Consider the following 24,427-nt stretch of genomic DNA (forward strand, 5'->3'; position numbering starts at 1 on the left):
GCCAGGGGGCTGGGCATGGCAGGTCGGTTCGCCCGGAGTGGCGCGGTCGGCGGCGTCGAGGGTCCTAGCGATGGGGTGGACGGCGGCGAGGCAGCAGGGGCCGGTGAAGATGTTCGTGACCCCCACAGCCCTCGCTGGGAGCCCACTCGGCCTGTCGCGGCTCGCTGCCGTGGCCAAGGACGGGGTGGACCTGCTGCGACCGTAGTACGGCCGTACCATCGGTCTGGTACACCGTCGCCAACGACCTGCCCCGCCCGGACACCACCGGCGGGACTCCCACCGCCCCGGGCACGGACGGCGGCTACGGCCTGACCGCGATCCGGGAACGGTTGCTCCTGCTCGACGGCAGACTCGACGCCGGCGCGCGGGACCGCCGCCGGACCGTCACCGCCGGCGGCCTGCTGCCCACCACCGGCGGCCTGGCCCGGCCGGGCGGCCTGATGGCCGTTCGCCTGCCCGTCGACTCTCGTGCGACAGCTCGCCGTCACCCGCCGACAGGCACGGCCGGATCACGCCGCCCGGACCACGGAGTCACGGGAGCTGAGCCAAAGTGCCCTGGATCTTCTGCTTCACCGTTGCCCGCAGGACGACGAACTCGGACTCGGTGATGGTGCCTCGCTTCGCGTCCATGATCTGACGGTGGACGGGGACCTGCTGCCCGTTGACCTGTCCCTGGGGTACCAGGGAGATCTCGTAGCTGATCCAGTTGGCCTGAAGTCGGTCAGGGAGTCCACGAGCAGTGGGCGGATCCGTGAACTCCTCCGGGGCCTGCTCCACGGAGGCCGTGACATGGAGCCGGATGTCGTAGTTGCGGCCCTGGACCCTCGGGATTTCCTCCCGCAGGCCGATCTCCATGGCCAACTGTTCGGTGTTCACCGCGTTGGTGCCGATGACGAGGTTCGCGGGAATGCTCGGGCCGCCGTCTCCGTCGCCGATCAAGTGGCACCATTCGTACTTGGCGAGTTGCCCCACGGCCCCCCCGTTGCCCGGACCCATCCATTGATGAGCCTGGGTGTTGCCCATGGCGGCGGCAGTGCCGCGCTGGCCGTCACGGCGGTCGACCTGCGGCCTCTGGGACAGCCCGGTGGCATCCCGGGTGGCCTGGCCGAGATTGTCAAAGCCCGCCGCGTTCATGAAGCGCCGGTCGTCGTTGAGGAACTTCGGGTCACGCCGTCCGGGGTGAACGAAGAACACGAAGGGCTGATCCGGGTGGGACGGAAGCGGCGTAAAACCTCCCAGCTGGGCATCCTGTGCCGTCATGTATCCGTCCCGGTCCAGCCCGAAGTCTCGCTCGGCTATTTCCAGCTGCTGCGCCGGGGTTCGGCCGTTCCAGCCCTGGGCGCCAGGGTTGACACCCCACCGGTCACCGAAGGCGTAGGTGCGCCCACCGGAGCGGCCGCCGGAGCCGCGTGCCACTCGGTTCGTGACGCGGAACCCGACTCCGGGTTCGATCAGAGTCTGACTCGTCTGGCCCGTGGGGTCATTGATCAGTTCGATCTCGTAAGCGAAGAACGACGACTGGTACCTTGCCGTCCAACTGGTCTGCAGTACCTCACCACGTCGCCCAGCTGCACGCGGCAGCTGGAACGCGCTCTGTACCCGCAGCACCTCCACGTCATCGGGCGCCTGCGGGCTCAAGTACGCGTACGGCGGTGCGGGCGGCGCCTCCCCGTCCTGGCCGAACGTCTCTGCCGGCACATAGAACGCCACCAGATAGTCGAGCTGGTCCTGCTGCTGCGCCTGTGTCCCTGGGACAGCAGCCGGCACGGTCGGCATCCGCTGGACCACCCCGGCCCCGGGCGTGTGCGGATGCCCTCCCGCCGCGTCGGCCGACCGCTGCACGGGCGCGGCGCTCATCACGCGCGTCGCGTTGGCCTCCGCCTCCCGCTCGAAGCGGTCGGAGGGGTCGGAGACCTTCAGCCCGCCGCCGTTGTCGGTGCCGGCGACGGGGCCCTGGCGTTGCTGGATGACGTGGGTGAGTTCGTGGGCGAGGGTGTGCTTGTCGCCGCCACCGTCGCCGATGACGACGTGGCTGCCGGAGGTGTAGGCGCGGGCGCCGACCTCGGCGGCGGAGGCCCTGGCGGCACTGTCGTCGTGGATGCGGACGTCGGAGAGGTCCGCGCCGAGGCGGGACTCCATGTCCGTGCGGGTCGTCTCGTCCAACGGCTTGCCGCCGCTGCGCAGCACGTCGTGAACCGTCGATCGCTGCACGGGCTGCTCGTGGCCGCAGCCGGCGCCGTGCCGGTGCTCTTCCGGGAGATGGCCGGCCTGGCGCAGCGTCTGCACCACGGCGGCGTTCCCGACGGCGGACTGGAGGGCGAGGATGCCCTGCGTGGACGTCGGACCGGGCAGCTGTCCGACAGCTCCCTGGCCTCTTGCGGCTGTGGGCGGTGCGTCCGCTCGCTCGTCGCCCGACCTGCCGCTGCCGTACGTCCGCACAGGCTTCCCTCTCCCGAAGATCAACGCTCTCAGCCTCTTGCATACCGGCTGACCGCGTGCGCTGAACAGGGGCGCATGGGCAGGGTTGCTGCCCGATGGGGAAGTGACGGGGAGCCCGACCGTTCCGGGCCCCGGCGTTGGCGGGAGGAGGGCCACCGGCTGCCGGCCGGAGGTTGTGGTGCAACTGCCGTGCCAGTGATCCTCATGTCCGGTGCGGCGTGGCGGCGAGCGGTTGGACGGCTTCCAGCACGTGGTGGCGGAGCCACCGGGACGCGGGATCGTCATCGACACGCTACTGGTATCCATCAACGCGTCGAACACACGCAACAGGTTGAGGTCCAGCTGGTCGGCCACGGACAGTCCCTTCGTTTGCGTCTGACGCAAACTGCCTGTGCAGAGCATGCATTGGACATCATGTCAGGGGTCTTCGACACTGACGTTGTGGCCATCGCACCGACGACCCGGTGCCCGCTCGCCTCGGCCGCGATCATCCTCAACGGGCCGGCGCCAGCGTGCCACAACGCCGGGCCGGCTCCGCGGCCGTGCCCGCCGAACTGCGCCGACAGGGCTTGACCGGCCGTGAGTACCAGGTCTTCCAACTGGTCGCACCGCTACGGCAACCAGGACATCGCCAGACGCCTGCACATCTCCCCACGCACCGTGGAGAAGCACGTCGCCAGCATCCTCGCCAAGACCGGCCAGCCACACCGGACCGCCTTGTCCGACTACGCGGCTGAAGCCGCGGACCGCCGCCGGACGACCGATCCCGACGGTCGGCCGGCTGACCACCCAGGCGGGGTGGCCGTCGAGGTCGACGGTGGTGGCGAGTGGTGTGGCGTCTGAGTGCCGCTCGCTGGAGCCGTTGACCTCGGTGGCCGGGCGGTCGGCCCGCCCGGTCCGCGGCCCGTTGCGGGCAACGTCCGGCCGATCGCGGACTCGCTCGCCAACTGGGCGACCTGAGCGAGCGTATGGCGCTCGATCAGCTCCGGTTCTGACGGCGTCCAGGACGCGTTGGGGGCGGTCAGAGTGCGGGGACGTGCGGGAGCCCGAACATGGCGGGGTTGCTGCGGATCCTCTCGCGCAGGTCCACCGGCGTCGTGCCTGGTTCGGTGGCCCAGGAGTGGACCGGCGCGGTGAGTTCCGGGTTGACGAAGTACATCAGCGCGATGCGGCTCGCCAGGCGCAGGTTGCGCACCTGGTGGTGGAGCGCCGGGATCCGTCCGCCGCTCAGGTCGTGAAGACCGAACCCGGCATCAGGATCACCTCGTCGGCCGCGGTTCGCACCGGGCGGGCCTCGCCGTCCAGCCACAGTTCCAGGCCGGGCTCGGTGGTGTGGATCACGGTGATCAGGTGGCCGTCCTCGTGCTTGCCCTGCAGCAGGTCGCGATCGGAGTCCGCCGTCGCGTAGTTGTTCAGTTGCAGGTAGGAGGCCGCCTCGAAGGGCGGCGCCTGGTGGCCGCCGAGCTGTGCGGCCACCTCGCCGACGGTCTCCGCGACGATCGTGGAAAGGTACGCGCGCCAGGCCAGCAGAGCCCCGGTCAGCTCCGGTATCTCGGCGGAGTTCGGGACCAGGTCGAGGCGGTCGTGCCAGAGCGTGAAGCAGTCGTTGAGGTCGGGACGCTCCGCGCTGACCGAGAACTCCCGTCCGAGCGGCCGGTAGCCGAAGTTGAAGTCCGCGGCGGCGTAGCGTTCCTTCTCGTCGACCGGCCGGGCGAAGAACAGCCGGCTCGCGCCGAGGACCCGGTGCAACAGGTCCTCTCCGCCGTCGCGGAGCGAGATCCGAGCGTAGCCGTCGCGCAGTAGGTCGCCGGCGGCGTGCGTGGCAGCGGTGATCAAGGTGCTTGTCTCCTCCGTACCTGGGGACCCGAGCGGGCAGGGTGGTCGCCGAATTCGAGGGCGCCTTTGCGCCCGGTCCCGGCAGACCGACGGAACGTCAGTGTGACGGCGGCCGGTCAGCCGTGGTTGGCTTCGCCGTCAGGCCGAGGCTACTCGGCAAACATGCCGATCAGCTGAACAGTTTGCGGAGCGCGGATCACAGCGCTGTGCCGCAACGACAGCAGGTCGGCGGCGAGCACCCGGCGGTGCTGCCCCGATCCGCACGACTACTGCCCGGAACCACCTCGTCACACCGGTGGACCGGTTGTTCGGCCAGGTCCGCGGGAGCGGCCCCGACGTCGTGACCTCCACCCGCGAACCCGAGGACCTGCCGATGACGGCGGCCGTGACACGGGGGTTTCCGTCCCGGCCCACCGGACAGACGCAAACCAGCGGTTGAAGCGCAGGCCACCGAACCTTGGAGGGCCCGATGTCCACAGGAGTGATGATCGCCATCGTCGTGGTGGTGGTGGTGCTGGTCCTGATCGGGATCGGCCTGGCCGTCATGAACCGTCGTCGCCGTTTGAAGCGGCGTTTCGGCCCCGAGTACGAGCGCGCGGTCGCGGAGGATGACGGCCGCAGGGCGGCCGAACGTGATCTGCGTGCCCGCGAGCAGCGTCACGACGACCTCGACATCAGGGAGCTGCCCTCCGGCGCCCGTCAGCGGTACGCGCAGGACTGGAACAGCGTGCAGGAGCACTTCGTGGACCGGCCCGCCCAAGCGGTCCGCGAGGCCGACGAGCTGGTGACCAGGTTGATGGGGGAGCGCGGATACCCGACCGCGGGCTACGAGCAGCGGGTGCGGGACCTGTCGGTCGAGCACGGCCGCACGCTGGAGCACTACCGGGTCGCGCACGCCGTCAGGGCCAGGGCCGGCGGCGGGACGGCGACCACCGAGGAACTGCGCGGGGCCATGGTCCACTACCGCGCCCTCTTCGACGACCTGCTCACCGACGGTGAGCCCCGGCGGAGCAGTCCGGCGTGACCGGGCCGGGGCCGCCCCGCGGACCAACCCGAACGAGGTGATACACCATGCGATACGACGACGCCACGGAACTTACCGATGACCGGGGCGAGGAGCGCCTCGGCACCGAGGACATCGCCCACCCCCGGAGGACAACGGCCGAGGACCCCGGAACCACGACGGACACCGACGACACGAGCGTGACCGCCGAGGAGCCTCCCCGGTACCCGGGCGAGGCCGCGCCGACCGGTGGTGAGGACCGGGTCGCCGGTGAGGGTGAGGCCTTGGAATCCGCTCGGCCGAGCGGTGAGGAGGAGAACCAGCCGCTGCTGGCGCAGGAGGACGCCGAGACCTTCCGCACCCGTTGGCAGAAGATCCAGACCGAGTTCGTCGACGACCCCAAGGAGGCCGTCCGCTCGGCCGACGCCCTGGTCGCCGAGGTGATGCGGACGCTCGCCACGTCCTTCGCCGAGCACAAGGACGGCCTGGAAGGCCAGTGGGACCGCGGCGAGGACATCGTCACCGAGGACCTGCGGATCGCCCTCCAGCGCTACCGGTCCTTCTTCAACCGCCTGCTCACCACCTGACCCCGGCGGCCAGGACCGGACTCCGTTCCCAGGAACGCCGACTTCGCGCGGGTTCGGATGTGCGCGGTGCCCCGGCACCCGGGGCACCGCCAAGGCGCCCAAGGCGCCGCCCGGCATGACCGGGCGGCGCGCAGACCCCGGGGGAACGCGATGGGGAACATGATGGCCGGACGGAGCCACCCACCGTGGCAGGGCGCCGCGCACGGTGCCGCGACGCTGGTCGCCGCCCCAGCGGCGGGGTTGCGGCGGCTGCGGGCCGTGGCCGCGACGCTCTGGCGGGAGGCGCGCGACTTCGAGCTCATGCAGCGCTCGATGGCCTTCGCCGCGCTCTTCTTCGTGACCCTGGTCCCGCTGCTCATCGTGATCGCGGCCGCCTGGCCGACCCAGGGCAGTGGCATCACGGCCTGGATCAGCGACGGGCTGGGCATCGCCGGTCGGGCCGGCCGGCCGATCAACCAGCTCTTCGCCTCCCGTGGCCAGATCCTCAGCACCACCACCGCGTTCAGCCTGGCCGCGCTGGCCGTCTTCGGCGCATCCCTGATCTCGGCGATGCAAGGCGCCTACGAACGGATCTGGCACCTGGAACCGGGCTCCTGGCACACCGTCTGGCGCCAGACCCTCGGACTCGCCGTACTGACCGGCTACCTCGTCGGCGCCGCCTGGAGCAAGGTGCCGTGGCAGCACAGTGCCGCCCAGCCCACCCTGCGGATCGCCGCCACCCTGATCGGTGGCGTGCTGTTCTTCTGGTGGCTGCAGTGGCTGCTGCTCTCCGCGCGGATCGCCTGGCGCAAGCTGCTGCCGGGAGCCGTCGCCACCATGGCGGCGCTGGCCGGGCTGCGATTCTTCTCCCGGTTGGTGTTCGGGCCCCTGCTCGTCTCCAACGCGGTCTCCTACGGGACGGTGGGGACGGTCCTGGTGGTCCAGTCCTGGCTGATCGGGGTCGGCTTCACGATCTACGGCGGCGCACTCGCCGGCTACGCGCTGCACCACGCCGAGCCGCACCGCCGGTGCCGCCCGGAGCGGGTGGAACCGGGAGAGGGGGGCGGTGCGAGGCCGCGTAGGAGCGCGTCCGGCGCAGCATCAGGAGGAGGTTGTGCTCCTCGTCCTGGAGGCGGGCGGCGACCTCGTCCATGAGCCGCTGCGGCAGCGGGCTCCTCCGGTCGCGGATGTGCGGCGGACGCGTCGAAGAGCGCGCCTACGCCTCGTCGAGGTGTTGGCGTGCGGCGTCGAGTATCTCGTGGGAGAGGGCGGGGTCGTCGCTCGCGCGGGCGAGGAGGACGGCGCCGACGAGGGTGGACAGTTCGGCGAGCGCGGTGCGGCGGTCGGTTCCGGCGTCGGCGGAGACGGTGAGCTGCTGGAAGCCGTCGACGAGGTCGCGCAGGCCGGTGGTGAAGGCGGTGCGGATCGGGGCGCCGGGCTCGGCTCGGGCCGCGTCGGCGACCAGGCCTGCCGCGGCGCACCCGTCGGCGGGATGGTCCCGGTGGAGCGTTGAGAGGTAGAGCGTCAGGAACTCGGCGCGAGCGGACCGGTCGGCCGGGTCCGTGCCGGTGGGCGGGTGCTCGTCGACGAGGCGGTCCAGGGCCTGGCGGCGTTCGGCGAACACCGCCAGGAGCGCCCGGGCGATCAGGTCGTCCTTGGAGGAGAAGTGGCGGTAGAAGCCGCCGTGCGTGAGCCCGGCGGCGGCCATGGCCAGGGGGACGCTGACCTGCTCCGCACCCTTCTCGGGATGATGGACGGCATCGCCCCGCCGCCGGCGCGGAGCGAAGCCGAACAGCGGTGGGCACGGGAGAACCGCCCCGTCCCGTACGGAGCCCGGCCGGAATCGGCGTCGCCGGTGTCACCAGCCTGAAGCCGAACTGGCCGGCCGTCTGGGCGAGAAGCAGGTTGCGCGGTCCGCCCGGAGGTGACAGCGGGGATTCCGACAGCGGGCTTGCGACCCTGTGGCACACATCCTGTCCCGGAACGGAGACATCCCCACACGGTGTGCGCACCTCGGCCCGGAGCGACGTCCTCGAAGTCAGCCGGTACGCGGCACGGCGGCAGTACCCCGGCAATCACGTGCGGTGGATCGGAACTGACGGTCTGTCGAGTCCGGTGGGGGAGGGTTGGCTTTGTAGACTCCCGAACACCACATCACCTGCGCAGCCGCGGCTGCCGGAAAGGCCGGTCCCCGTATGTCAGACCACCGCCTCCCTCAGGGGTTCCGTTCCACGACCGCGCACTTCGGACTGCGGGAGGACGGCGACGACTTCACCGTCCTGGTCTCCGAGTCCCCCGCCCGGTGCGCCGCCGTGTTCACCCAGTCCCGCTTCGCCGGGCCGAGTGTGCTGATCAGCCGGGCCGCCGCGGCGGGCGGCCGGGCCCGCGGCGTCGTCGTCGTGGCGAAGAACGCCAACGTCGCCACCGGCAAGCAGGGCGAGGCCGACGCCCTCGAGGTGCGCCGGTCGGTGGCCCGGACGATGGGCGTGGACGAGGACGAGCTGCTCATCGCGTCGACCGGAGTGATCGGCCGCCGCTATCCGATGGAACAACTGCGAGCAGGGCTACGGACGTTGAAGTGGCCCTTCGCGCAGGCGAACTTCGACGCCGCCGCTCGGGCGATCATGACGACGGACACCCGTCCCAAGGTGATCACCGTGCCGTGCGGCGCCGCGACGATCACGGGCATTGCCAAGGGGGTGGGCATGCTCGAGCCCGACATGGCAACGCTGTTGACGTTCTTCTGCACCGATGCCGATCTGCCGGCCGACCGGCTCGAGGGGGTCTTCCGTTCGGTGATGGACCGGACGTTCAACGCCCTGAGCATTGACACCGACACCTCCACGAGCGACACTGCCGCGGTTTTCGCCAACGGACTGGCCGGCCCCGTCGACGTCCACGAGTTCGAGCAGGCGCTGGAGCGTGCCGCGCTGCATCTGGTGCGGGAGATCGCCCGGGACGGCGAGGGGGCGGCCAAGCTCATCGAGGTGCGCGTGTCGGGGGCGCGGGACGCGGCCCAGGCCAAGCGCGTGGGCAAGACGGTGGTCAACTCCCCCCTGGTGAAGACCGCTGTTCACGGCGCGGACCCCAACTGGGGTCGGGTGGCGATGGCGATCGGCAAGTGCCGGGACGACCTGGACATCGTGCCGGAACGGGTGCGGATCTCCTTCGGGGACGTTCAGGTCTACCCCGGCGACGTCGACGACCGGGCCCTCGACGCGCTCAGGCGGCATCTGGGCGGGGACGAGGTCGTGATCAGTATCGGACTCGGCATCGCCGAGGGATGTTTCACCGTCTTCGGCTGTGACCTCAGCGAGGGCTACGTTCGGCTGAACGCCGACTACACCACGTAATCGCCTGAATCCGTGCGGCATCTTGGCTGAAATGTCACCACGGCCATGGGTGCGGCCCGACGTCGAGGTGGGTGTGCGAGGCGCGCCGGCGGGCCCGTGCCGTCGGCGCGCTCGCATGAGCGGGAATCCTGAGTATTCGGTGAGGGAGATGTGCCCCGATGGGGCATGGTCGCGTCAAATCTTCGGGCATTCCGAATGCCGGTTTCCGGCCATGTGTTCGAGGGTGGCGCGTCCCTGGCGGCCCCCACTCGGCCGGATCTCGGCGAGAGAAGTCTTGTGCGGTGGCGCGACGTGACATAGCTTCTGGCCTGAACCGATTGGACACGGAATCAACACTCCTTTAGGCCAAGGGAGTTGACCGATCTTTCGATCGTCCTGGCTCGCCGTGTTCCGCAGTGGCGAGCGGGTTTCGAGTACCGCTCCCGGAGAGCCGGAGCTCTTCGCGGGCCGTCCTCGGCGGTCGACGCAACGCTCCGCACCGCGAGATCCCTTTCCGCACAGCACTCCGCCCAGCCCCGGCACCACGTTCTCCGCGCGGCCCGCCGGGGCTGTTCCACATCCCTCCGCGATCGGCACGCCCTCGGCGTGCCCACCGTCCTGCTCAAGGAGATAGACCGATGGCCCCAGACCTGACCCGAACCGCCGCATCCGTGCTCCTCGAACGCCTCCACGGCCACGGCGTGCGTCACGTCTTCGGGGTGGTCGGCCGCGAGGCCTCGGCCATCCTGTTCGACGAGGTCGACGGCATCGAGTTCGTGCTCACCCGCCACGAGTTCACCGCCGGCGTCATGGCGGACGTGCTGGCCCGCCTGACCGGGAGACCGCAGGCGTGCTTCGCCACGCTCGGTCCGGGCATGACGAACCTGTCCACCGGTGTGGCCACCTCCGCCCTGGACCGGAGCCCGGTCATCGCCCTGTGCGCGCAGTCCGAGTCCTACGACTGCTTCCCCAACGAGACCCACCAGTGCCTGGACAGCGTCGCGTTGATGCGGCCGCTCACCAAGTTCGCGGCCCAGCTGGAGCGCCCCGGCGACATCGCCGACCTCGTCGACCGCGCCGTCACGGCCGGCCTGGTCGAACCCGCCGGCCCCAGCTTCATCAGCCTCCCCGTCGACCTGCTCGGCGCCGCCGTCGAGCGGGAGCCCGCGCCCCTGCTGCCGGCCGGACGCGTCATGGGCGTGCACCCCGGCTGGCGGGAACAGGCCGCCGCAGCGGCCGAGCTGCTCGCCCGGGCCGAGCACCCGGTGCTCGTCGTGGGCACCGCGGCGATACGCGCGGGCGCCGTCGAGGGCATCCGCGACCTCGCCGAGCGCCTGCGGATCCCGGTCATCACCACCTACACGGCCAAGGGCGTGCTGCCCAGTCGGCACCCGCTCAACTACGGCGCGGTGACCGGATACATGGACGGCATCCTCCAGCACCGCGCCCTGGACGATCTGTTCGCACCCGTGGACCTGATCGTGGCCCTCGGCTACGACTACGCCGAGGACCTGCGCCCGTCGATGTGGAGCAGGGGCGCCGACAAGCGCGTGGTGCGGGTGGCCGCCGTGCCCAACCCGGTTCCGCGCGTCTTCTCACCCGATCTCGATGTCGTCGCGGATCTCGCCGCCTTCGTCAAGGAGTTCGACGCGCTGACCCGCGAGCAGCGGCCCTCCCTGCCGCACGACATCAGCGCCCTGCGGCAGGTCGTGCGCCGCCTGCTGGACGACCCGACCGACTACCCCGACGGGATGCGGGCCCACCAGGTGGTCGACTGCATGAACAGCGCCCTCAACGGCGTCGGCACCTTCGTCAGCGACATCGGCTTCTTCCGCCACTACGGCGCCCTGTTCGCGGACTCCGAGCGCCCCTACGGCTTCCTGACCTCCGCCGGTTGTTCCAGCTTCGGCTACGGGCTGCCCGCGGCCATGGCCGCCAAGATCGCCCGTCCCGACGAGCCCGTGGTGCTGATCGCCGGTGACGGCGGCTTCCACTCCAGCAGCGCCGACCTGGAGACCGCCGTCCGGCTGGGACTGGGCATCGTCATCGTCGTGGTGAACAACAACCGCAACGGGTTGATCGAGCTGTACCAGCACATCGGCCACCGACGCGGCCACAAGCCGGCCGTCGCCTTCGAGAGCGTCGACTTCGTGCAGCTCGCCCAGGCCAACGGCGCCGCCGGCGTGCGCGTCCAGGACCGCGCCGGTCTCCATGCCGAGCTGCGCAAGGGCATCGAACTCGACCGCCCCTACCTGATCGAGGTGTCCATCTCCTACGACCTGCACGCCGGGTCGTTCGGCGCGCTGAACGTATGAGCGGTCCCGCCGTGACTCCGCTGCCAGCCGTACTCGGGTTCGCCGTCTCCGTGGGAGCGGACGACCACCGCCTGTCGGCCGAGCCTGCCCGTCGCCTCGCCGTCCGGGGCAGCAGCGCCACCGTCGACCACGCCGGCCACGGCCTGTCATGGACCGGCACCGCCGTCACCGGTACGCTGCGGGATCCGGCCCTGTCCGGCCGGGACGGCCTGCGGCTGCTCCTGGCCGGAGAGCTGTACAACCGCGAGGAGCTGGCACTGGCCCTGGGTGACCCCGCCCTGGCCACCGCGCCGGACTCCCACCTGCTGCTCCAACTGTGGGAGCGCTACGGCAGCGCCGCGCTGCGGCTGCTCAACGGGCGCTACGCGCTGCTGCTGACCGACGGCGACCGCCTGGTGGCCGCCACCGACCACGCGGCGAGCCTGCCCCTGCATCTCGCCGTGGTCCGTCACCCGGGCGGACGCCCGTTCGTCCGGGCCGCCACCGAGGCCAAGGCGCTGGCGAGGACCGACACCCCGGCCCGCAGGGTTCCCGCAGGCAGCGCCCTGATCGTCGACCTGGCCGACCCCGACCCGCAACCGGTCCCGCTGGCGACCTGGACGCCGCCGGTGTCCCGGCGGATCCTGCCACCGCACGCGGCGGTCGCCGCCGTCCGCGAGCAGCTCGACCGCGCCGTCCGCGCTCGGCTGGCCGACGGCACGCCGCCCACCGTGGTGCTGTCGGGCGGCATCGACTCCTCCGCTGTCACCGCCCTGGCGGTCGCCCACTGCGGCACCGCCCGCACGATCACTCTGGGCACCGACCTGCGCGACGAGTTCGAGGCCGCCCGCCTGGTCGTGGACCACCTGGGCACCGAGCACGAGGAGATCACCATCGACTCGGCCTCCCTGTTGCGGGACCTGGCCTGGACCGTCTGGGCGGCGGAGATCACCGATCCGGACGTCCTCGAGTACCTGCTGCCGCTGGTGAGCCTCTACCGCAGGCTTCCCGGTGCGCCCCGACGCATCCTGACCGGCTACGGCGCCGACATCCCGCTCGGCGGCATGCACCGGGACACCGCGGCACTGGAGACCCTGGACCAGGTCCTGGCGGCGGACATGGCCACCTTCGACGGCCTGAACGAACTGGCTCCGGCCCTGTCCGGCGTCGCCGGCCACTGGACCACGCACCCCTACTGGGACCGCGAGGTCCTGGACCTGCTGGTGTCGCTCGAGCCCGGAGTCAAGCGCCGCGACGGCACGGACAAGTGGGTGCTGCGCCGGGCCATGGCCGGCACCCTGCCCGAGCGGACGCTCGGCCGCCGCAAGCTCGGTATCCACGAGGGCTCCGGCACCACCAGCGCCTGGTCCCGCGCCCTGCGGGACGCCGGAGTCCCCGAGGACCGGATCCACCAGGCCAAAGCCGCCGAGGCGGCCGCACTGTACCGGCGCCTGGTCGTGGAAGGCGCCCACCCCGACGACACGGACCAGGACACGGGAACAGGGGAGCACCGGTGACATCCGTTCAAGAGCCCTCCGCCTACGAGGGCTTCCGAGGCAAGCGCCTCGCCCTGGTGGAGAGCATGCTCCACGCCGTCTTCTACGACGAGATCGCCGCGGCCCGCCGCCACGGACTCTGGGTCCACCTGCTGATCAGGGACCGCGAGTGGTACGCCGTCGACGAGGCCGCCTGGCGGGGTCACCCGCTCACCGAGGTGGACCAGCTGACCTTCGTGGACACCCACAGCGCCGACGCCGTGCTCGAAGCGGTCACCGACGAGCACGGCCGTCCCCTGGTCGACGGCATCACCACCTTCTCCGACTACCACACCGAGATCGCCGCCCAGGTCGCCGAGAAGCTCGGCCTGCCCAGCCCCGGAGCGAACGCGGTCGCCACCGCCAACCACAAACCCTCGCTGCGTGCCGCGCTGGGCGACTCTCCCTACAACATCCCCTACGCCCTGGTGACCCACCCCGGCGAGTTGGCCGAGGCCGCCGCGCGGATCGGCTACCCGTTGGTGCTGAAGCCGCCGGCCGAGGCCATCAGCTACGGCGTCGTCCTCGTCGACGACCCCGCCGAACTGACCGCTGCGTACGACCGCGTCGCCGCGATCCGGCACAGCCTGCGCGGACAGCCGCGCCCCGGCCACGTCCTGATGGAACGCTACATCGACGCCCCCGAGGTCAGCGTCGAGTCGCTGACCGTCGACGGCGTCACCCACGTCTACGGCGTCACCGCCAAGTACCTGTGCCCGCCTCCCACCTTCCTGGAGGCCGCCCACAGCTTCCCCGCCACGCTCGACCCGGACACCCGGGCCGAGGTCGAGACGGCGGTGACGGAGGTGCTGCGCGTCATCGGGTACCGCCAGGGCCCCTGCCACACCGAGGTCAAGTTCACCGCCGACGGCCCGAAGATCGTCGAGGTCAACCCCCGCCTGCCCGCGGGCTGTCTGACGACCATGGTGCGCGACGTGTGCGGCAGCAACCCGCACCTGGACGCGAAGCTGCTCGCCGTCGGTGCCCCACCGCCGCTACCCAGCGGCCGGCAGAGCGGCGGCGCGGCCGTGGTGATGCTCTACCCGCCGCCCGGCCCCGCGGTCCTGGAGGCCGTGGACGGCGCCACGGAAGCCGAGGAGCTCCCCGGTGTGAGCGTCAGCCTCTTCGCGCACCCCGGCGAGCACCTGTGGCACCGCATCGACAACTCCGGACGCGTCGGACTCGTGTACGCCACCGCCGCCACACCCCAGGACGCCCTGGACAACGCCACCCGGGCGGCCGGCCGGGTGCGCATCACGGTTGCCCCGGCGGACGCCGGGCCCGACGACCTCCACACCGACGTATCGAGGCAGCAGCGATGACCGACAGGGACCCCCAGGTGGCGACCGTCAGGTCCCCGCGCTACGCCCAACTGGCCACCTTCATGCGGCTGCGCCACGTGCCGGAGCCGACCGGACGCGATGTCGTGGTCGTCGGCGCTCCCTACGACGGGGGCACCAGCTACCGCCCCGGTGCCCGGTTCGCCCCCCGCGCCATCCGCCACGAGTCCGGGCTGATCCACGGCACCGGGATCGGGCGCGGTCCCAACGTCTTCGAGCTCATCGACGTGGTCGACGCCGGTGACCTGGACCTCAGCCCGTTCTCCATGGACCTGACCATGGCCACGGCCACCGCGGGCCTCACCGCCCTGCTCCGGAGCAACCGCGCCTTCCTGATGCTCGGCGGCGACCACTCGCTCAGCCTGGCCGCGCTCCGCGCGGTCCACAGCCTCCACGGTCCGGTCGCCGTCCTGCACCTGGACGCGCACAGCGACACCTTCCCACCGGTCTACGGCGGCGCCTACCACCACGGCACCCCGTTCCGCTGGGCGATCGAGGAGGGCCTGGTCGAGCCCACGGCCATGGTCCAGCTCGGGATGCGCGGCCACATCCCCAGCCCCGACGCCCACGACTACGCGCTCGGACACGGCGTCCGGATCGTGACCACCGCGGAGTTCTCCCGTCGCGAGCCCGAGGATCTCGCAGGCGAGATCCGGAGCATCGTGGGCGACCGGCCGCTCTACGTCTCCTGCGACATCGACGTGGTCGATCCCGCCTTCGCCCCCGGCACGGGAACACCCGCACCCGGCGGACTCACCTCACGCGAACTGCTCGACCTGCTGACCGTGGTCGGTGACCTGAACCCGGTCGGTTTCGACATCGTCGAGGTGTGCCCGCCCTGGGACAGCTCCGGCACCACCGCCCTGTTGGCCACGGAGATCGGCGCCGAACTGCTCTACCAGTACGCCCGCGCGACCGGCCGGACCCCGGCGCGCCCGGGCGTTCCGGCCGCCCCCACCACCGCTGCCCGCACCACCGCCCGCACCAGGGAACGGAGACCTGCGATGAGCACCGACCTCGGCACCACCGTCCGCTGCGACGACTGGCACGACACCCTGCTGAACCTGCGCGCCGCCCTGCCCAGCACGCCGCGTCAGGACCTCCCCGGTTTCTTCGCGGCCGTGCGAACCGCCACCGAGGCGCTGCCCGAGGAACTGGTCGCCGTGCTCGCCGACTTCCGCGCCCGTGGGAACGAGGACGGGTACCTGCTGCTGCGCGGGCTGCCCGTCGACGCCGACGAACTGCCGGACACCCCCACCGCCACGCCCGCCCCCGTGGAGCGCCCGCTGCTGGCGATGGAGGCATGGCTCGCCCTGGTCAGCCGCTGGCTCGGCCTGCCCACCGGCTACCGCGAACTGCGCGAGGGCACCGTGTTCCAGGACATCTACCCCTCACCCGGGGCGCACCACCTGTCCTCGGAGACCTCCGAGACGCTGCTCGAGTTCCACACCGAGATGGCCTACCACCGCCACCAGCCGGACTACGTGCTGCTCGCCTGCTCCCGCGCGGACCACGAGCGTACGGCCGCCACCCTGGTCGGCTCGGTGCGCCGGGCGCTGCCGCTGCTGTCGGCGGAGGACCGGGCGCGGCTGCTGGAGCAGCCGGTGCCCTGCCTGGTCGACGTCGCCTTCCGCCACCCGGACGGCACCAGCCCGGTCACCTCCGTCCGGGTGCTCCACCACGACCGCGAGGACCCCTGGCTCGGATACGACCGGGAGCTCCTCGCCCCCGAGGACCCCGCGGGCCGGCGCGGTGTGGCCGCCCTGTCCGAGGCGCTGGACAAGGTCACGCAGGGCGTGCACCTGGTCCCAGGTGACCTGCTCATCGTCGACAACCAGCGCACCACGCACGCCCGGACGCCGTTCACCCCCCGCTGGGACGGCCACGACCGTTGGCTGCACCGGATGTACGTGCGGGTCTCGCAGCGGCTGTCCGCGCCCGCCGAGGCGGCGGATGTCGTCCCCTTCGTGGGCCGCGGGTGACCGCCCCGGTACCCGAGGCCGGGGCAGCCGAGCGCGTCCCGCCGGACGTGCTGCTGACGCCGCGGGCGGCGGAACTCCCCGCGGCGGCGTGGGACGACCTGGTGGGCCCGGACGACTTCTACCTGACCTCTCCGTGGCTGCGGGTCGTCGAGCTGACCTCCGGAGCCGCCATGGGTTACCTGACCGCGGGGGCGGCCCACCGGCCCCGCGCCGCGCTGGCGACCGCCTGCGCCGAGACCACCGCGCCCTGGCTGTCCGGACGCCCGGACACGCTCCTTCGGCGCTGCGTCAAGGAGGGGCAGCCGGGCGCGACGGAGTTCGCGGCGGCCCTGTCCGCCGAACCCGCCGAGGCGCTCATGCCGGCCCTGGTGTGCGGGGGACGTCACCTCGGCCGCAACCGCCCCCTCGCCGCGGTCGGCCCCGACGGCACCGGCGGGGGGCCCCTCGGCGACACGGCCCTCCTGGTCGCCGCGGCGGAAGAACGCGGCCGGGCACTCGGCGCCCGCAGCGTTGCCTTCCTCTACGTCGACGAACGTGACGCCGCACTGCGTGAGCTGTTGACGGGCCGTGGCTACCGGTCCTTTCAGACCGGCCGCTACAGCTGGCTACCGCTGCCGCCGGGCGGGCTCGACGGCTACCTGGCGATGTTCTCCGGTCACCGCCGTCGCCGCGTGCTCGCCGAGCGTCGGCAGCTCGCCGCCGCCGGCGTCCGTGTGGAGATCGAGCCGCTCACGGCCGGGGCGATCCCGCGGCTGGCGGCGCTGGAGGCACAACTGCTGTCCAAGTACGGCATGAACTGGCAGCCCAGGCAGTCCGAGGAGATCTTCGAGCAGGTCCTGCGGTACGTCGGCGAGGCCGCCCAGGTGTCGGTCGCGCGCCGTGGAGCGGACCTGCTGGGCTTCGCGCTGCTGCTGCGCCACCGTGACCAGTGGTTCGCCCACCGGGCCGGGTTCGACTACGAGGCGCAGAGCGGGCTGCCCGTCTACTTCGAGACGCTCTTCTACCGCCTCGCCGAGGTCGCCGTGGAGTACGGCGTCACGGCCGTGCACTACGGGACCGGCAGCGTGGCGGCCAAGCGGTCACGCGGCTGCGTGGCGGTGGACCAGCACGCGTTCGTCCTGCCCCTGGAGGAGAACCGATGAACCGGACGGACGGGCGCTCGGCCAAGCCCTCGGCCACCGCCTTACGGTCCACGGCGCCCGGCCGGACGACCTGGCTGCCCCGGGGGCGCGGCATCGGCTGGTTCGGCGCGGCCGGGCTGGTCAACGCCGTCGGCACCGGCTTCTTCTATCCCTACCAGTTGCTGTTCTTCCCAGCGGTCACCGGCTTGCGGCTCACCATGGTCGGCACGTGCCTCACCGTGGCCGCCCTCGTGGTGCTGCCACTGGTCTTCCAGACCGGCCGCGTGGTCGACCGGATCGGAACCCGGCCCGTCCTGCTCGCCGCCGCGCTGCTGCGGGCCGCCGCGTTCGTCGGCTACCTCGAGGTGCGCGACGTGGTGAGCTTCACCGTGCTGGCGATGCTCGTCGCCCTGTGCCAGCGCGCGGAGCAGACATCGATGCCGGTCCTCGCGGCCAAGGCCGCCCCCGAGGGACAGGTCGCCCGCTGGCTCGCGCTCACCAAGGTGACCTTCAACGCCGGTATCGGCCTGGGCGGCCTGATCGCGGGGACCGTGCTGGCCACCGTGCACAGCCGCACCGGATTCGTCGTGGTGGGACTGGTCAACGCCGCCAGCTTCGTCATCACCGCCCTGCTCTACCTGCCGCTCCCCACGGCGCGACGGACATCCGGGCAACCGCAGGCGCCCCGGCGCGCACGCCCCTGGCACAACCAGCTCTTCCTGCGCGCGGCGGTGGCGAACTTCGTCCTGCTGACCGTCATCGTCGCCGTCGAGGCCGCCCTCCCGGTCTACCTGATCACCGTCCTGCACGACCCGTCCTGGCTGATAGGACTGCTCTTCGCGGTCAACACCACGGTGATCGTGCTACTGCAACTGCCCGTCGCCGCCCGGATCCAGGACCGCGCCCCGCTGCCGGTCATCATCGTGGGCGTCGCGCTGCACGCCGCTCTGCTGATCGCCCTCGGCCTGGCGGGCCACCTGCCCCGGGGGCCCCAACTCGCCGTCCTCATAGGCGGCATGGCGATCTACACCTTCGGCGAGCTGCTGGCGACGCAGTCCCTCGCGGTCGTCATCGTCGCACTGTCGCCACAGGCGGAACGCGGCGCCTACCAAGCCTTCAACCAGGTACTCGTGGGAGTCTCCCTCGCCCTCGTGCCGGCCCTCATCGCGCTGTTCCTCGCCCATGCCGCCCAGGCCCTGTGGTGGGTGCTCACCACGACGACCGCCCTCGTCGTCGCCGACATGCTCGCGTTCCACCGCCGCAGCGGCGCGACACTCACCCGGACCCTCAGCGATCGGAAGGCAGCACAGTGAACGACGCGCACGCCAATGCCGCCTGCGACCGAATCGTCCAGCCCTCCGGCCGCCAGGGCGGCGTGCTGCGCCTGGTGACCTCGGCCGGCCCCGACTCCCTCGACCCCGCCCGCACGTACTACGTGTGGTGCTGGCTGCTGCAGCGGACCCTACAACGCACCGTCATGGCCTTTGCCCCCGCCCCGGGAGTCGACGGGCGCCGGGTCGTCCCGGACCTCGCCCTCGCACCGGGAGAATCCCGCGACGGGGGGCGCACCTGGACCTACCGACTGCGCCGAGGGGTGCGCTTCGAGGACGGCTCCCCGGTCACCGCCCGCGAGGTCAAGTACGCCGTTCAGCGTGCCTTCGCCCAGGACGTTCTCCCGGGCGGGCCCACCTACCTCGTCGGACTGCTGGACGACCCCGATCACCCGTACCCGGGCCCCTACCGCGACACCCACCCCGAACGGCTCGGGCTGCGCGCCGTCGAGACGCCGGCCCCCCACACCCTCGTCTTCCACCTCCAGCGCCCCTTCGCGGACTTCGACTACCTCATGGCCCAGCCGGGCACCGCACCCGTGCCGCCCGAGGCCGACACGGGGCCCGACTACGGCCGCCACCCGCTGGCCACCGGCCCCTACCGCGTGGCGGACCACCAAGTGGGGCGCCGCCTGCTGCTGAGCCGCAATCCCGCCTGGGACCGGGCGTCGGACCCGATCCGCGCGGCCCTCCCCGAGACCATCGACGTGACGATCGGCCTGACGCCCGACGAGGTCGACGACCGCGTGCTGGCCGGCGAGTTCGACATCAACCTCGAAGGCCGCGGCGTGCAACGCGCCGCCCAGCAGCGCATCGCAGCCGACCCGGCCCTGCTCGACCGCTGCGACAACCCGGTCACCAACTTCCTCCAGTACGTCGCGATCCAGCCGCAGGTCCCGCCCTTCGACAACATCCACTGCCGCCGCGCGGTCCACTACGCGGCCGACCGCAAGGCGCTGCTGGAGGCCCGCGGCGGTGCCCTCGGCGGTGAACTGGCCACCGGCCTGCTCACGCCTGGGATGTCCGGCCACCGGCCCCGTGCCCGTTACTCCTGGGGGGCCGACGGGCACGGCGACCTCGAGCTGGCCCGCAAGGAGCTGGCCGCCGCGGGACTGCCCGACGGCTTCGCCACCGTCATCGCCACCCAGCGCGGCAAGTTCCGCGTCGTCGCCGACACGCTGGCCGCCTCACTGACCCGCGTCGGTATCCGCGCCGAGGTGGCCGAGCTCGACGTCGCCAGCTACTACCGCAGCGGGCTGGGCCTGCCGGCCACCGTCCGGGCCCAGGGCCTGGGGCTGGCCGTCACCGACTGGGGACCGGACTACCCCACCCCGTACGGCTTCCTGGCGCCGCTGGTGGACGGACGCATGATCAAGCGCGACGGGAGCAACCACAACTTCGCGGAACTCGACGACCCGCGGGTCAACGCCCTCATCGACGCCGCCCAGGCGACCTCCGACCCCGACACCGTGGCCGAACTCTGGGGGCGGATCGACGACGCGGTCATGGAACACGCGGTGATCCTGCCCATGGTCTACGACCGCACCCTGCACATCCGCAATCCCCGCGTGACCAACGTCTTCGTCCACCCGGCGTTCGGCCTCTACGACATCCAGGCGATGGGAGTGACCCCGTGAACCGGTCCGCGTCCGACCTCTCCGGCCAGGGCTTCAACGCCGCCCTGGCCCACACCGTCAGCTCCTCTTCCCAGTTCGGTGGCACACTTCGCTTCGCCCGCACGTCCGGCTTCGACTCCCTCGACGCCGGCAACACCTACTACGCCTTCGCCTGGAACTTCCTGCGGCTCTTCGGGCGCAGCCTGGTCACCTTCGCCCCCGCGCCCGGCCGCGAGGGCCAGCGCCTGGTACCCGACCTCGCCGAGACCCTGGGACACACCGACGACGGCGGACGCACCTGGACCTACCGGCTCCGCCGCGACGTGCGCTTCGAGGACGGCACCCCCGTCACCGCGCACGACGTACGCCACGCCATCGAGCGCAGTAACTTCCGCCCGGACGTCCTCGGCAAGGGCCCGACCTACTTCCGCCACCACCTGGGCAGCATCGACGCCGTCACCACCCCGGATCCGTACACCATGGTCTTCCGGCTCACCGAGCCCTTCGCCGCGTTCGACCACCTGGCCACCCTCCCCAGCACCGTCCCCGTCCCGCCCGACCGCGACACCGGCGCCGACTACCACCTGCGGCCGGTGGCCACCGGCCCCTACCGGGTCGCCGAGTACCGGCCCGGAGAGCGCCTGCTGCTCCTGCCGAACCCGTGCTGGGACCCGGCCACCGACCCCGTCCGCACCCGTCGCGCCTCGCGCGTCGAGGTCACGCTCGGTGTGGACGGCCAGGCCGTCGACGACCTGTTGCTCTCCGGGGAGACGGACATCGACCTGGCCGGGGTGGGGGTGCAGCCCGCCACGCTGGAGAAGATCCTGGCCGACCCGGTGCTGCGGGCCCGGGCCGACAACCCGCTGATCGGCTTCACCTGGCTGTATGCCATCAACCCCAAAGTCCCACCGTTCAACGACATCCACTGCCGCCGCGCCGTTCAGTACGCCACGGACAAGGCAGCCATGCGGCTGGCCTACGGCGGCCCGCTCGCCGGCGACATCGCTGGTACCGTCCTGCCTCCGACCATCGCCGGCCACGCTCCCGCCGACCGCTACCCCTGCGGCCCGGACCATCGCGGCGACTTCACCCGCGCCCGGGCCGAACTCGCGGCCGCCGGGCTGCCGGACGGCTTCCCTACCCGCATCGCCGCCCGGATCGACCGGCTCAAGGAGTACGCCGCCGCCCAGGCGCTCAGTGCTTCCCTGGCCCAGGTGGGCATCCAGGCAGAGGTCGTGCCCTTCCAGTCCGGCGACTACTTCGACAAGTACGCGGGAGTCCCCGACTACGTGCACGACCAAGGGCTCGGGATCATCATGTTCGGCTGGGCGGCCGACTTCCCCGACGGCTTCGGCTTCTTCGACCAGATCGTCCACGGCCACTCGATCAAGCAGTCCGGCAACCACAACTTCCCCGAACTGGACCTGCCCGAGATCAACGCACTCCTGGACTCCGGCGCACGCACCGCCGACCCCCGGGCCCGCGAGCACGCTTGGGCCGAAGTCGACCGCGTCGTGATGGAAACCGCCACGATCTGCCCCTACCTCCACGCCCGTTCCCTGCTCTACCGCGGACCTCGAGCCACCCACGTCCACGTCAGCGGCGCCTACGGCATGTACGACTACGCCGCCTTGGGAGCCCGTCAGGACGAGGATTAGCGGCCCGTACACGGGTGGATCCGGGGCGGGCCCCGGGCCCGGAGTCTCCGAACTCGCACTGGGCGCTGGCCTGTCCGACCTTTTGCGGCCACGGCGTCGGTAGCGTCATCGTGGGGACCGAGGGGTAGTCCCTTCGCCGCCACGAGCTGGAGTTCGGCTACCCGCGCGTGTGGGTTCCCGGCGAACCTGGTTGCAGTGCCGGACCGCTGAGGCCGCCCTGGAGCCCGAGGACGGGCCCGCTGTGGGTGTCACGAGCGGGCCCCTCGGGGTGTCACAGCGCGTCCGGCAGCTTCCCGATCAGCCAGCGAACGCTGTTGTCGCCGCCGAGTTGGGGGAAGTGGACCATGGCGGCGTCGCACAGCTGCATGAGGTGCTTCTTCTTCCCGGTCGCGGGCAGTTGGTGGAACTCGAAAGTGGGGCCCGCGTGGAGGTCGGGGTGTGGCAGCGTGGCCTGGGTGGCGACCATTGTCTCGGCGACTGAGACGAGGATGCCCTGCATGGCGGACATGAAGGTTCGCTCGTAGTGGTAGCGCGGGCTCCGAGCACCGGGACGCACGTCGTCCCGTGAGGTCTTGTAGATGACGTCGACGGGCCCCGCCTCGGTGGCCCCCAGGTGCTTGTGCTCGCCGATCTCGCCGCCGAGGATGAGCGCCCCGATGTCCTCCAGGTTGGTCAGCTGACCGTCGACCTCTCCGTCACCTCGTTGCTTCGGGTCCATATCGATCCCTCCTGTGTCCCGAAAGACGGTGCGTAGGCGAATGAAGCATGGTGATCACCCAGCGTGATCGCGTCATTGCGCAACGCGGTCGCCCCGTGTTGTGCTGGGGCGTCACCTGGTCGGCCACGACCGGCTCGCCAACCGGGTGATCGCCCCGCCGACCGCGGTGGCCGCGATCCCCGGCCGCTCCGGCATCCCCGGGACGCACTCGCCGCTGCGGCAGCGCGCGGGCGAGCACCACGTCCTCGCCGTCCTCCGCGGGCAGGGCTCGGGGAGTGACCAGCAGGAGCGTGCCGCCGGAGTACGCCGAACGGAGCGGCCCGGCGGTGACCGCTCCCGAGCGGTGGCGCAGCCGCCGGCCCGTCGCGTGCCTCCGTCGCTGTTCGCCCTCACCCGCGCGCATGCGGCGAGCGGCCCGCCGCGCTACTCCGGCGGGCCGCCGCACTCCGGCACCGTGCCGTTTGTTCGGGTACTCGTGATCGGGACAGGCCGCGGAACGCTTTCGCCCCGCTCGAGCAGGAATCGAGAAGCCGGGCGGCGGCGCGGGACGTAGCGTGAACACGTCGCCGGGAAATCCGGCACCAGTGGTCCACCACCGGCCACCGTCATCAGGAGGACTTATGCCGTGCATCGTCGACTTCGAGAACGTGTCCACCGTCGGACTGGAATCGTCCCCGGTCGCGGCGACGCTCGCAGGATTGCGCGCCAACGAGGCCCGCTACTACAAGAACAAGTACGACCACGTCTTCACCGTCCAGCCCGCGAGCGAGGCGCCGGAGGTGCTCGACTCGGTGACCCGGATCCTCTCCGAGGAGCGCGGCATCGTCATCTCCGCCCGCCCGCTCGAGGTGACCTCCTTCGAGGTGGGTGGATTCCGGATGGCTTACGTGTTCTACGAGTCCGGCCTGGCGGTCAACGTGATGTACGGCATGGAGGACGGAACGAAGCGCGCGGTGGGGTTCAAGCTCTCAGAAGGCATGGACGTTCCCGAGGAACTGGCGTCGAAGTTCAAGTTCGCGCGTCAGAAGTCGAAGCTGGCCGGAGAGATCCGTGGCTCCTTCTTCGTGATCAAGGGCGAGTACTGAGCGCCGTCCGCGTTCCTCTCCACTGTGTCGAGCGGGAAGTCACGAAGAGGTTTGCGGAGCGTGAACGGGCTGCGAAGCTCGGGGGACGGGAGCGCGAGAAGGCGGAACGGGAAGCGGGCCGGCAGCGGCAGATCGCGGAGATGCCGTCCGCCACCGGTAGGCGTCGTCCCGTCAGGTGGCCGCCGGGGCGCCGCCGTACGGCTGTCGCGCCCAGCAGGAACAGCACGACCCCGCACACCTGGATGGCCACCAGCCCGGTGCGGGTGAGGCCGGCCGACTCCACCGCCGTGCCGGCTACCGCCAGGCCCAGGGTGCCGCCGGACAGCGCGCTCGCCGCGATCACGGTGAGGGTGGCGGAGCGCAGCGGTGCCGGGATCGCGGCGGTGCGCACCGCGGCCATCGGCGCGTTCGACAGGCCGTTCAACACGCCGACTACGGCCAGGAAGACGGCCAGCGAGACCGGTCCGAGGGGGAGGTGTCAATCCCCTGGAAACGTAGAGTTGTCTCTATGCGGCTTCGTCCCTCTGTCGGGTCTCGGCTCGCTGCTGGTTGATGATGCGTTCGAACTCGG

General features: G+C 71.6%; 21 protein-coding genes and 1 pseudogene. 16 read left to right on the forward strand and 6 right to left on the reverse strand.

Annotated elements, in window-relative coordinates:
- Positions 1 to 531 precede the first annotated feature (531 nt).
- Positions 532 to 2,439 (reverse strand): eCIS core domain-containing protein, encoded by a 1,908-nt coding sequence (locus ACZ38L_RS24290; RefSeq protein ID WP_465697053.1) that lies wholly within the window; start codon positions 2,437 to 2,439, stop codon positions 532 to 534.
- Positions 2,440 to 3,018: 579 nt separating this feature from the next.
- Here ACZ38L_RS24290 and ACZ38L_RS24295 point away from each other — a divergent pair.
- Positions 3,019 to 3,282, forward strand: coding sequence for a response regulator transcription factor (locus ACZ38L_RS24295; protein ID WP_465697015.1), 264 nt, complete (start codon positions 3,019 to 3,021; stop codon positions 3,280 to 3,282).
- Positions 3,283 to 3,460: 178 nt separating this feature from the next.
- On the opposite strand, the gene ACZ38L_RS24300 is transcribed toward ACZ38L_RS24295, so the two are convergent.
- Both ACZ38L_RS24300 and ACZ38L_RS24305 read right to left on the reverse strand, forming a co-directional pair.
- Positions 3,461 to 3,634, reverse strand: a complete 174-nt coding sequence (locus ACZ38L_RS24300; RefSeq protein ID WP_465697017.1) for a hypothetical protein — start codon at positions 3,632 to 3,634, stop codon at positions 3,461 to 3,463.
- Positions 3,635 to 3,666: 32 nt separating this feature from the next.
- On the reverse strand, positions 3,667 to 4,275 hold the full coding sequence (locus tag ACZ38L_RS24305; protein WP_465697019.1) for a 2-oxoglutarate and iron-dependent oxygenase domain-containing protein: 609 nt from the start codon (positions 4,273 to 4,275) through the stop codon (positions 3,667 to 3,669).
- Between the two features lie 469 nt (positions 4,276 to 4,744).
- Between ACZ38L_RS24305 and ACZ38L_RS24310 the strand changes: the two genes are divergently transcribed.
- The 3 genes from ACZ38L_RS24310 to ACZ38L_RS24320 all read left to right on the forward strand — a co-directional run bounded on the left by ACZ38L_RS24310 (position 4,745) and on the right by ACZ38L_RS24320 (position 6,999).
- Positions 4,745 to 5,299: a hypothetical protein gene (locus tag ACZ38L_RS24310; RefSeq protein ID WP_465697021.1), complete on the forward strand. Its 555-nt coding sequence runs from the start codon at positions 4,745 to 4,747 to the stop codon at positions 5,297 to 5,299.
- Positions 5,300 to 5,346: 47 nt separating this feature from the next.
- Positions 5,347 to 5,865, forward strand: a complete 519-nt coding sequence (locus ACZ38L_RS24315; RefSeq protein ID WP_465697023.1) for a hypothetical protein — start codon at positions 5,347 to 5,349, stop codon at positions 5,863 to 5,865.
- A 150-nt stretch (positions 5,866 to 6,015) separates the two neighbouring features.
- Complete coding sequence (locus tag ACZ38L_RS24320) at positions 6,016 to 6,999, forward strand: ribonuclease BN (protein WP_465697025.1); 984 nt, start codon at positions 6,016 to 6,018, stop codon at positions 6,997 to 6,999.
- A 61-nt stretch (positions 7,000 to 7,060) separates the two neighbouring features.
- Here the strand turns inward: ACZ38L_RS24320 and ACZ38L_RS24325 are convergent, their stop codons facing one another.
- Positions 7,061 to 7,552, reverse strand: a complete 492-nt coding sequence (locus tag ACZ38L_RS24325; protein WP_465697027.1) for a TetR family transcriptional regulator — start codon at positions 7,550 to 7,552, stop codon at positions 7,061 to 7,063.
- A gap of 487 nt (positions 7,553 to 8,039) precedes the next feature.
- Between ACZ38L_RS24325 and argJ the strand changes: the two genes are divergently transcribed.
- The 10 genes and pseudogenes from argJ (at position 8,040) to ACZ38L_RS24375 (ending at position 22,053) form a co-directional block, all read left to right on the forward strand.
- Complete coding sequence (argJ, locus tag ACZ38L_RS24330; protein ID WP_465697029.1) at positions 8,040 to 9,197, forward strand: bifunctional glutamate N-acetyltransferase/amino-acid acetyltransferase ArgJ; 1,158 nt, start codon at positions 8,040 to 8,042, stop codon at positions 9,195 to 9,197.
- A 617-nt stretch (positions 9,198 to 9,814) separates the two neighbouring features.
- Positions 9,815 to 11,491: a thiamine pyrophosphate-binding protein gene (locus ACZ38L_RS24335; protein WP_465697031.1), complete on the forward strand. Its 1,677-nt coding sequence runs from the start codon at positions 9,815 to 9,817 to the stop codon at positions 11,489 to 11,491.
- Between the two features lie 11 nt (positions 11,492 to 11,502).
- Positions 11,503 to 12,987 carry an asparagine synthase-related protein gene (locus ACZ38L_RS24340; RefSeq protein WP_465697032.1) on the forward strand — a complete coding sequence of 495 codons (1,485 nt, stop codon included), beginning with the start codon at positions 11,503 to 11,505 and terminating at the stop codon, positions 12,985 to 12,987.
- The gene (locus tag ACZ38L_RS24345; RefSeq protein WP_465697034.1) at positions 12,984 to 14,327 is read left to right on the forward strand and encodes an ATP-grasp domain-containing protein; all 1,344 of its coding nucleotides are present in this window, start codon (positions 12,984 to 12,986) and stop codon (positions 14,325 to 14,327) included. The genes ACZ38L_RS24340 and ACZ38L_RS24345 overlap by 4 nt, the downstream gene beginning before the upstream one ends.
- A pseudogene (speB, locus tag ACZ38L_RS24350) lies at positions 14,324 to 15,259 on the forward strand (agmatinase); the annotation flags it as partial. The gene ACZ38L_RS24345 and the pseudogene speB, both read left to right, overlap by 4 nt.
- A gap of 90 nt (positions 15,260 to 15,349) precedes the next feature.
- The gene (gene cs1 / locus ACZ38L_RS24355) at positions 15,350 to 16,327 is read left to right on the forward strand and encodes a clavaminate synthase Cs1 (RefSeq protein WP_465697055.1); all 978 of its coding nucleotides are present in this window, start codon (positions 15,350 to 15,352) and stop codon (positions 16,325 to 16,327) included.
- A complete protein-coding gene (locus ACZ38L_RS24360) occupies positions 16,324 to 17,469 on the forward strand; it encodes a GNAT family N-acetyltransferase (protein WP_465697036.1) in 1,146 nt (381 codons plus the stop codon). Before cs1 ends, ACZ38L_RS24360 begins: the two co-directional genes overlap by 4 nt.
- On the forward strand, positions 17,466 to 18,761 hold the full coding sequence (locus tag ACZ38L_RS24365; RefSeq protein ID WP_465697038.1) for an MFS transporter: 1,296 nt from the start codon (positions 17,466 to 17,468) through the stop codon (positions 18,759 to 18,761). Before ACZ38L_RS24360 ends, ACZ38L_RS24365 begins: the two co-directional genes overlap by 4 nt.
- Positions 18,758 to 20,416: an ABC transporter substrate-binding protein gene (locus tag ACZ38L_RS24370; protein WP_465697040.1), complete on the forward strand. Its 1,659-nt coding sequence runs from the start codon at positions 18,758 to 18,760 to the stop codon at positions 20,414 to 20,416. Before ACZ38L_RS24365 ends, ACZ38L_RS24370 begins: the two co-directional genes overlap by 4 nt.
- Positions 20,413 to 22,053 carry an ABC transporter substrate-binding protein gene (locus tag ACZ38L_RS24375; protein WP_465697043.1) on the forward strand — a complete coding sequence of 547 codons (1,641 nt, stop codon included), beginning with the start codon at positions 20,413 to 20,415 and terminating at the stop codon, positions 22,051 to 22,053. Before ACZ38L_RS24370 ends, ACZ38L_RS24375 begins: the two co-directional genes overlap by 4 nt.
- A 271-nt stretch (positions 22,054 to 22,324) precedes the next feature.
- Here ACZ38L_RS24375 and ACZ38L_RS24380 read toward each other — a convergent pair whose 3' ends face one another.
- The gene (locus ACZ38L_RS24380) at positions 22,325 to 22,771 is read right to left on the reverse strand and encodes a hypothetical protein (RefSeq protein ID WP_465697045.1); all 447 of its coding nucleotides are present in this window, start codon (positions 22,769 to 22,771) and stop codon (positions 22,325 to 22,327) included.
- Between the two features lie 100 nt (positions 22,772 to 22,871).
- Here ACZ38L_RS24380 and ACZ38L_RS24385 point away from each other — a divergent pair, with 100 nt between their 5' ends.
- Together ACZ38L_RS24385 and ACZ38L_RS24390 are read left to right on the forward strand one after the other, a co-directional pair.
- Entirely contained in the window at positions 22,872 to 23,324 is a 453-nt protein-coding gene (locus tag ACZ38L_RS24385; RefSeq protein WP_465697047.1) for a hypothetical protein, read from the forward strand.
- Positions 23,325 to 23,391: 67 nt separating this feature from the next.
- Positions 23,392 to 23,856: a hypothetical protein gene (locus ACZ38L_RS24390; RefSeq protein WP_465697049.1), complete on the forward strand. Its 465-nt coding sequence runs from the start codon at positions 23,392 to 23,394 to the stop codon at positions 23,854 to 23,856.
- Here the strand turns inward: ACZ38L_RS24390 and ACZ38L_RS24395 are convergent.
- Positions 23,840 to 24,280, reverse strand: a complete 441-nt coding sequence (locus tag ACZ38L_RS24395; RefSeq protein ID WP_465697051.1) for a hypothetical protein — start codon at positions 24,278 to 24,280, stop codon at positions 23,840 to 23,842. The genes ACZ38L_RS24390 and ACZ38L_RS24395 overlap by 17 nt on opposite strands.
- Positions 24,281 to 24,427: the final 147 nt, after the last annotated feature.

This window comes from Kitasatospora sp. NPDC024654 (assembly GCF_055559155.1).

Bases quoted from the DNA above. Each gene is read 5' to 3' on its own strand.
- ACZ38L_RS24325 (WP_465697027.1), bottom strand. From the start codon at position 7,552: ATGGCCGCCGCCGGGCTCACGCACGGCGGCTTCTACCGCCACTTCTCC.
- ACZ38L_RS24380 (WP_465697045.1), bottom strand. From the start codon at position 22,771: ATGGACCCGAAGCAACGAGGTGACGGAGAGGTCGACGGTCAGCTGACC.
- ACZ38L_RS24335 (WP_465697031.1), top strand. From the start codon at position 9,815: ATGGCCCCAGACCTGACCCGAACCGCCGCATCCGTGCTCCTCGAACGC.
- ACZ38L_RS24320 (WP_465697025.1), top strand. From the start codon at position 6,016: ATGGGGAACATGATGGCCGGACGGAGCCACCCACCGTGGCAGGGCGCC.
- cs1 (WP_465697055.1), top strand. From the start codon at position 15,350: ATGAGCACCGACCTCGGCACCACCGTCCGCTGCGACGACTGGCACGAC.
- ACZ38L_RS24310 (WP_465697021.1), top strand. From the start codon at position 4,745: ATGTCCACAGGAGTGATGATCGCCATCGTCGTGGTGGTGGTGGTGCTG.
- ACZ38L_RS24315 (WP_465697023.1), top strand. From the start codon at position 5,347: ATGCGATACGACGACGCCACGGAACTTACCGATGACCGGGGCGAGGAG.
- ACZ38L_RS24365 (WP_465697038.1), top strand. From the start codon at position 17,466: ATGAACCGGACGGACGGGCGCTCGGCCAAGCCCTCGGCCACCGCCTTA.
- ACZ38L_RS24390 (WP_465697049.1), top strand. From the start codon at position 23,392: ATGCCGTGCATCGTCGACTTCGAGAACGTGTCCACCGTCGGACTGGAA.
- argJ (WP_465697029.1), top strand. From the start codon at position 8,040: ATGTCAGACCACCGCCTCCCTCAGGGGTTCCGTTCCACGACCGCGCAC.